Origin of the sequence: Leifsonia sp. 71-9, from assembly GCF_001898805.1 — a bacterium.
Taxonomy (GTDB): domain Bacteria; phylum Actinomycetota; class Actinomycetes; order Actinomycetales; family Microbacteriaceae; genus Leifsonia.
The window spans coordinates 107,319-113,929 of the sequence record NZ_MKVJ01000004.1 but is presented as its reverse complement, the minus strand read 5'-3'; the positions used below and the strand labels follow the sequence as shown (position 1 = coordinate 113,929).

Genomic DNA, 6,611 nt, shown 5'->3' with positions numbered 1-6,611 from the left:
TTCGCGTGACCCGCAGCGTTCCGGTGGTGAGCGTGGTGGGTATTCGCGTGATGGCCAGCGTTCTGGCGGCGACCATGGCGGGTATTCGCGTGATGGCCAGCGTTCTGGCGGCGACCGTGGCGGGTATTCGCGTGATGGTCAGCGTTCCGGGGGCGACCGTGGCAGGTATTCGCGTGATGGTCAGCGTTCCGGCGGTGACCGTGGCGGGTACTCCCGCGACGGCCAGCGTTCCGGCGGGGACCGCGGCGGGCGCGGCGGGCGTGATGAGAAGCTGTGGACGCGCGATGGTGCGCCGGCGCGTGGGGACCGGGATGCGCGTGAGCGCGAGCTGCGCTCCGACGAGGAGATCGAGCGTTCGCGCGAGCTCCGCTCGGTGCGCCCGCACCACGACGACCCCGAGATCCCCGAGGGCGTCGTCGCCCGCGACCTCCCGGGCGAGGCACGCGTCGAGCTCAAGACGCTGAGCAAGGACAACGCTGAATGGGTCGCCCAGCACCTGGTGATGGTCTCGCGTCTGATCGAGAGCGACCCGGAGCTGGCGCATCGCCACGCCCTGTCCGCAGCACGACGTGCCGGCCGCATCGGCGTCGTGCGCGAGACGCTCGCCATCACGGCGTACGCCACGGGAGACTTCGCACTCGCGTTGCGCGAGCTGCGCACGTACCGGCGCATCTCCGGATCGAATGACCAGCTTCCGCTGATGGTCGACAGCGAACGCGGCGTGGGCCGACCCGATCGCGCGCTCGAGCTCGGCCGGTCGGTCGAGAAGGCATCGTTGCCTGCCGACGTGCAGGTGTCGCTCGCGATCGCGATGTCGGGTGCCCGCCTGGACCTGGAGCAGCCGGAGGCCGCACTGGCCGAGCTCGAGATCCCGCAGCTCGACCCGAACCGGGCCTTCAGCTGGAGCCCCGACCTCTTCCACGCGTACGCGGAGGTGCTCGAGGAGCTCGGCCGCGACGAGCAGGCGGCGTCGTGGCGAGAGCGCGCCGAGCACGCTGCAGAAGCGCTCGCGGAAGCCCTCGACATCGACGAGCACGAAACCATCGACGTGATCGAGGAAGAGATCTTCCTCGATCCGGGCGATTTCTCCGCCGCGGCGGTCGAAGCCGAGGTGGACGAGCTGCTCGCGGACGATAAGGATGAGCCGACTGAGGCTGCCTCGGATGGTGACGCTGAGGCTGAAACCGTCTCGGAGGCCGAGGTCGGAGCCGACCTCGAGGCTGACACCGAATCCAGCGCCGACACCGAGCTCAGCGTCGAGGCTGAGACCGATATCGAGTCGGACGACGAGATCGACGCCGGGGCCGAATCCGGCGTCGACGTCGAGACGGAGACCCAGGCCGAGAGCCAGGCCGTCGAAGAGAAGGGCGAGCCGGACGATGGCGCTGTTCCGACGGAGCACTGACGCATCCACTCCGCTGGACGGCGTGGACGTGCTGCTCGCCGACCTGGACGGCGTGGTCTACAAGGGGCCTTCGGCCATCCCGCACGCCGTCGAGAGTCTGAACGGCGCAGCGGAAACCGTGCGTGTCGGTTACATCACCAACAACGCGTCGCGGACCGATGCGTCGGTCGCGACCCACCTGAGCGAGCTCGGCCTGCAGGTGCAGCCGAGTGACGTGGTGACCTCGCCGCAGGCAGCGGTCCGCCTCCTGAGCACCCACGTGGCGCCGGGGTCCCGGATCCTCGTGATCGGCGGGGACGGGCTGGTCGACGAGGTCGAGAAGGGTGGATTCTCGGTCACGCGGTCGGCCGACGACGATCCTGCTGCGGTCATCCAGGGCTTCGCTCCCGAGGTCGGCTGGGCGCAGCTCGCGGAGGCCGCGTTCGCGCTCCAGGGACGCACCGAGACCGAGCGCCCGTGGATCGCGACGAACACCGACTGGACCATCCCGGTGGCGCGAGGCATCGCCCCCGGCAACGGGACGCTCGTCTCCGCCGTGCACACGGCTGCCGGCCGGCTGCCGCTGGTGGCGGGCAAGCCCGAGGTGGCGATCTTCGAGGAGGCGGTCGCGCGATTCGGCGCGAAGAAGCCGCTCTTCATCGGCGACCGGCTCGACACCGACATCCTCGGTGCCAATCGGGCAGGCATCGATTCTGTGCTGGTGCTGACGGGCATCGACGGCGCGAAGCAGCTGATCGCCGCGGACGCGAACTCCCGCCCGACGTACATCCTCGGTGACCTGCGAGGGCTGGCCCAGCCGTATCCCGCGACCACGACCGCCCGCGACGGCGCCGTGACCGTGGGAGACGCGACGGTCGCGATCGAGGGGAACGACGTCCGGATCCGCGCCGAGGGGACGGATCGGCTCAACCTGCTCCGTGCCGCCTGCGCGGCGATCTGGAACTCGGGCCGGGCGATCTACGGACTCGAGGTGCCGGAGCGCCTGTACGCCTGAGCCGTCGAACTCGGCGGGTCAGAGAGCCGTCGCGTGCTCGACGATGCGGTAGCAGCGCCGGACTCGATCGAGCCACCACTCGCGACGGTCGGCGGGCGCCTCCAGGGCAGCGAGCTTCGACGCGTCGACCGCCGGCCGGACGACCGGGATGAACCCGTCGACGGGGAGGAGCGGCTCGACCGCGACATCCTGGACGAACATCGCCACGGTGCCGAGCCCGCAATCGAACTCGAGCTCGGGGACGGCCGCGGCGAGATGGGCGCCCATGGCGATGCCCACGGAGGTGTCGATGGCGCGGGAGACGACGACGGGGAGGCCCGCCGCAGCGACGATCCGCAGCGCCGAATGGACGCCGCCCAGCGGCTGTGCTTTGACGACCAGGAGATCCGCGGCGCCGGCGCGAGCGACCGCGAGCGGATCGTCGGCCTTGCGGACGCTCTCGTCGGCCGCGATGGGGATGTCCATATAGGCGGTGCGACGACGGATCTCGGCGAGCTCGTCGACGGTCGCGCACGGCTGCTCGACATACTCGAGATCGAAGGGGGCGAGGGCGTGGATGGCGTGCTCGGCCTCATCCACGTTCCATAAGGTGTTCGCGTCCACACGGATCCGGCCTTCGGGCCCGAGGCGGTCGCGGGCGGCGCGGACGCGCTCGATGTCGTCGGCGAGGGTCTGACCGGGCTCGGCGACCTTCACCTTCGCCGTCCGGGCGCCGGGGTACCGATCGAGCACGGCATCGACGTCGGAGGCGGGGACGGCGGGGACGGTCGCGTTCACGGGGATCTGATCGCGCAGGAGCGGCGGGCTCGGACGCCAGCCGAAGTCGATGGCCGCGTGCAGCCAGGCGGCCGCCTCCTCGTCCGCGTACTCCACGAAGGGCGAGAACTCGGTCCAGCCCTCCGGTCCCTCGAACAGGACGGCCTCCCGGACGGTGATGCCGCGGAAGCGGGAGGTCATCGGCACGCTCACCACGCGCGCTGTCATCAACAAGTCGCGCAGCTCCGGCACCATTCCACAAGTTTGGCACGGCCGACCTCCGAGGGAGCTGCCGACCATAGTCTTGATGCATGGCAGCGGCAATCTCAGAGATCTTCGATCCGACGCAGTGGGTGGAGGCGCCCGGATTCGGCGGACTCACCGACATCACGTACCACCACGATGTATCCGGGAGGATCGCGCGCGTCGCGTTCAATCGGCCGGAGGTGCGCAACGCCTTCCGTCCGCACACGGTCGACGAGCTCTACGCAGCCCTGGAGGACGCACGCACCAACTCGCGCATCGGTGTGGTGCTCCTGACGGGCAACGGGCCGAGCCCGAAGGACGGGGGATGGGCGTTCTGCTCGGGCGGCGACCAGCGCATCCGGGGCCGCGACGGCTACAAGTACGCGGAGGGGGAGACCGCTGCCGGGATCGACGCGGCGCGCAGCGGGCGGCTGCACATCCTCGAAGTGCAGCGACTCATCCGGTTCATGCCGAAGGTCGTGATCGCCGTCGTGCCCGGATGGGCCGCCGGCGGTGGCCACTCGCTGCACGTCGTGTGCGACCTGTCGATCGCGAGCGCCGAGCACGGACGTTTCAAGCAGACGGACGCCGACGTCGGGTCGTTCGACGCGGGCTACGGGAGCGCGTACTTCGCGCGTCAGGTCGGACAGAAGGTGGGCCGCGAGGTCTTCTTCCTGGCACGGGAGTACTCGGCGCAGCGGGCGTACGAGATGGGCGCCGTGAACGCCGTCGTCCCGCACGCCGAGCTCGAGTCGACGGCTCTGGAGTGGGCCAGGGAGATCCTGACGAAGTCGCCGACGGCCATCCGGATGCTGAAGTTCGCGTTCAACGCCGTGGACGACGGCCTGGTCGGGCAGCAGGTCTTCGCCGGCGAGGCGACGCGTCTGGCATACGGGACCGACGAGGCCGTGGAAGGGCGCGACTCCTTCCTGCAGAAGCGGGAACCGGACTGGTCGCCGTTCCCCTGGCAGTACTGAGCGGGGCGACATGACGCGGGAGGTGCGGGCTGTCGACGCCGGGCAGCCGGAGACGGTGTTCGTGGCGCTGCGCGATGCGCTCGCCGGAGCAGGACCGGCCGTCGTGCCGAAAGAAGCAGGGGGAAGGCTCCCGGACGGGAGCACGGACAGGGAGACGGTCGCGCAGAACGTCGCCCTCGTGATCGAGACGTCCGGATCGACCGGAGTGCCGAAGCGAGTGGCCTTGTCCGCCGATGCCCTGCTCGCCAGCGCGGCCGCCTCGGCAGGAGCGATGGGTGGGCAGGGGCAGTGGGTGCTCGCCCTGCCGGCCCACTACGTCGCGGGCGCTCAGGTGCTCGTGCGGTCCCTCGCTGCGGAGACGGAGCCCCTGTACTACGGGGGCGGGCACTTCGACGCCGCGCGGTTCGCGGCGCTCGCCGGAGGACTCACGCACGATCTGCGGTACACGTCGCTCGTGCCGGTCCAGCTGGCCCGGCTGGTGGACGCGGTCGAGAACGGCGACCGGGAGGTCGCGAAGGCGCTGCGCCGCTTCGACGGGATCCTCGTGGGAGGCCAAGCGCTCACCCCTGCCCTGCGGGAACGGGCCGAGGACGCGGGCGCGCGCATCCTGAGCACGTACGGGTCGAGCGAGACGGCGGGGGGATGCGTGTACGACGGTGCCCCGATCGGGACGACCGCGGTGCGGGCGGTGGACGGGCTGCTCGAGGTCGCCGGCCCGACCCTGGCGGAAGGCTACCTCGGCGACGAAGGACGGACGCACGCGGCGTTCCACGAGGCCGACGGTCACCGCTGGTACCGCACGGGCGACCTGGGCAGCGTCGACGAGGGGCGGGTCAGCGTCTTCGGGCGGGCGGACAACGTCATCATCTCGGGCGGCGAGAAGGTGCTCCTGGATGCCATCGAGCAGGCGGTGCGCAGCATCCCGGGACTCGAGGGCGCGGTCGTGGTCGCGTCCGATGACGAGGAGTGGGGACAGGTGCCCGTCGTGGTCGCACCGCGCGGAACGGGACGGACGGACGGCGGCGGCCTCCTCCGCGAGGTGCGGGCCCTGGTCGCAGAGCGCATCGGGCGGGCCGGAGCGCCGGCCAGGGTCGTCGTGGTGGCCGAGCTCCCCGTGCTGAGCAGCGGCAAGCCCGACCGCGTCGCGGCCGCCCGGCTGGCCGACGGTTCCGGCGAGAGCGAGGCATAGCCGTTGTTGTTAAGATTCGCACTGTGATGAGTGAGAACAAGCCCCGCATGCAGAGGATGGCGCCGCCGCCGGCGCGCGGACCGCGCGGAGGGAAGAGCGGACGGCCGGGTGCCGCCCGGGCGACCGCAGCGCGTCCCGCGACCGCCGCGGACTGGATCGCCGGCGCGCGCCTCCGCACGCTGCCGCTCGCCATCGCTCCCGTGCTCATCGGTGTCGGCGCCGCGAAGGTGGCCGAGGGGCCGGGGGTCTGGCACCCGGTGCGTTCGCTGCTCTGCCTCGCCGTCGCCGTGCTGCTCCAGATCGGCGTCAACTACGCCAACGACTACTCCGACGGCATCCGCGGCACGGACGAGTACCGGGTCGGCCCCGGACGCCTGACGGGATCGGGAAAGGCCGCACCCAAGAAGGTGCTGACCGTCTCCCTTGTCTTCTTCGGCCTCGCCGCGCTCGCGGGGCTCGCGCTCGTCATCCTCACGCAGCACTGGTGGATCCTGCTGATCGGCGCGGCGGCCATCGCCGCCGCCTGGTTCTACACCGGAGGCAAGCGCCCCTACGGCTACTTCGGCCTCGGCGAGCTCTTCGTCTTCGTGTTCTTCGGCCTGGTGGCCACCGCGGGCACCACGTTCATGCTGGCGGGGACGGTCAACCAGGAGGCCTGGTACGGAGCGGTCGCCGCCGGTCTGATCGCTTGCGCCGTGCTCATGGTCAACAACATCCGCGACATCGAGCCCGACAAGGCCGCGCGCAAGCGCACCCTGGCCGTGCTGATCGGCAACGTCGCCTCGCGGATCGTGTTCTGCGTGCTGCTGCTGGTGCCGTTCCTGATCGTGGCCCTGCTGGCGCTGTTCTACCCGATCGCCTGGTTCGGGATGTTCGCGCTGCTGGCCGCGCTGCCGGCCTGCGCGATCACGCTCTTCGCGAAGACGTCGCGCGAACTCATCACCGCACTGCAGCTGACGAGCATCACCGGACTGCTGGTCGGGATCGCGCTGGGCGTGGCCTTCGCGTTCTGACCGCGCGGGACGGCGCACGGGAGGTCGGCGG

The 6,611-nt window shown here is 70.9% G+C and carries 6 protein-coding genes; 5 read left to right on the top strand and 1 reads right to left on the bottom strand.

All coding sequences use genetic code 11. From position 1 onward, the window contains the following. Positions 1 to 589 precede the first annotated feature (589 nt). Positions 590 to 1,405 carry a hypothetical protein gene (locus tag BGO91_RS04160; RefSeq protein WP_290471611.1) on the top strand — a complete coding sequence of 272 codons (816 nt, stop codon included), beginning with the start codon at positions 590 to 592 and terminating at the stop codon, positions 1,403 to 1,405. Then, positions 1,380 to 2,399 (top strand): HAD-IIA family hydrolase, encoded by a 1,020-nt coding sequence (locus BGO91_RS04155; RefSeq protein ID WP_290471610.1) that lies wholly within the window; start codon positions 1,380 to 1,382, stop codon positions 2,397 to 2,399. Before BGO91_RS04160 ends, BGO91_RS04155 begins: the two co-directional genes overlap by 26 nt. Before the next feature lie 18 nt (positions 2,400 to 2,417). On the opposite strand, the gene BGO91_RS04150 is transcribed toward BGO91_RS04155, so the two are convergent. Then, positions 2,418 to 3,410, bottom strand: a complete 993-nt coding sequence (locus tag BGO91_RS04150) for an o-succinylbenzoate synthase (RefSeq protein ID WP_290471609.1) — start codon at positions 3,408 to 3,410, stop codon at positions 2,418 to 2,420. A 56-nt stretch (positions 3,411 to 3,466) separates the two neighbouring features. On the opposite strand from BGO91_RS04150, the gene BGO91_RS04145 reads away from it, so the two are divergent. Genes BGO91_RS04145 through BGO91_RS04135 form a run of 3 tightly spaced genes read left to right on the top strand, consistent with a single transcriptional unit; the run spans position 3,467 to position 6,580 of the window. Further along, entirely contained in the window at positions 3,467 to 4,378 is a 912-nt protein-coding gene (locus BGO91_RS04145; protein WP_290471608.1) for a 1,4-dihydroxy-2-naphthoyl-CoA synthase, read from the top strand. Between the two features lie 10 nt (positions 4,379 to 4,388). Next, on the top strand, positions 4,389 to 5,567 hold the full coding sequence (locus BGO91_RS04140; RefSeq protein WP_290471607.1) for an AMP-binding protein: 1,179 nt from the start codon (positions 4,389 to 4,391) through the stop codon (positions 5,565 to 5,567). Between the two features lie 26 nt (positions 5,568 to 5,593). After that, entirely contained in the window at positions 5,594 to 6,580 is a 987-nt protein-coding gene (locus tag BGO91_RS04135; protein ID WP_290471606.1) for a 1,4-dihydroxy-2-naphthoate polyprenyltransferase, read from the top strand. Positions 6,581 to 6,611 lie beyond the last annotated feature (31 nt).

Bases quoted from the DNA above. Each gene is read 5' to 3' on its own strand.
- BGO91_RS04145 (WP_290471608.1), top strand. From the start codon at position 3,467: ATGGCAGCGGCAATCTCAGAGATCTTCGATCCGACGCAGTGGGTGGAG.
- BGO91_RS04150 (WP_290471609.1), bottom strand. From the start codon at position 3,410: ATGGTGCCGGAGCTGCGCGACTTGTTGATGACAGCGCGCGTGGTGAGC.
- BGO91_RS04155 (WP_290471610.1), top strand. From the start codon at position 1,380: ATGGCGCTGTTCCGACGGAGCACTGACGCATCCACTCCGCTGGACGGC.
- BGO91_RS04140 (WP_290471607.1), top strand. From the start codon at position 4,389: ATGACGCGGGAGGTGCGGGCTGTCGACGCCGGGCAGCCGGAGACGGTG.
- BGO91_RS04135 (WP_290471606.1), top strand. From the start codon at position 5,594: ATGAGTGAGAACAAGCCCCGCATGCAGAGGATGGCGCCGCCGCCGGCG.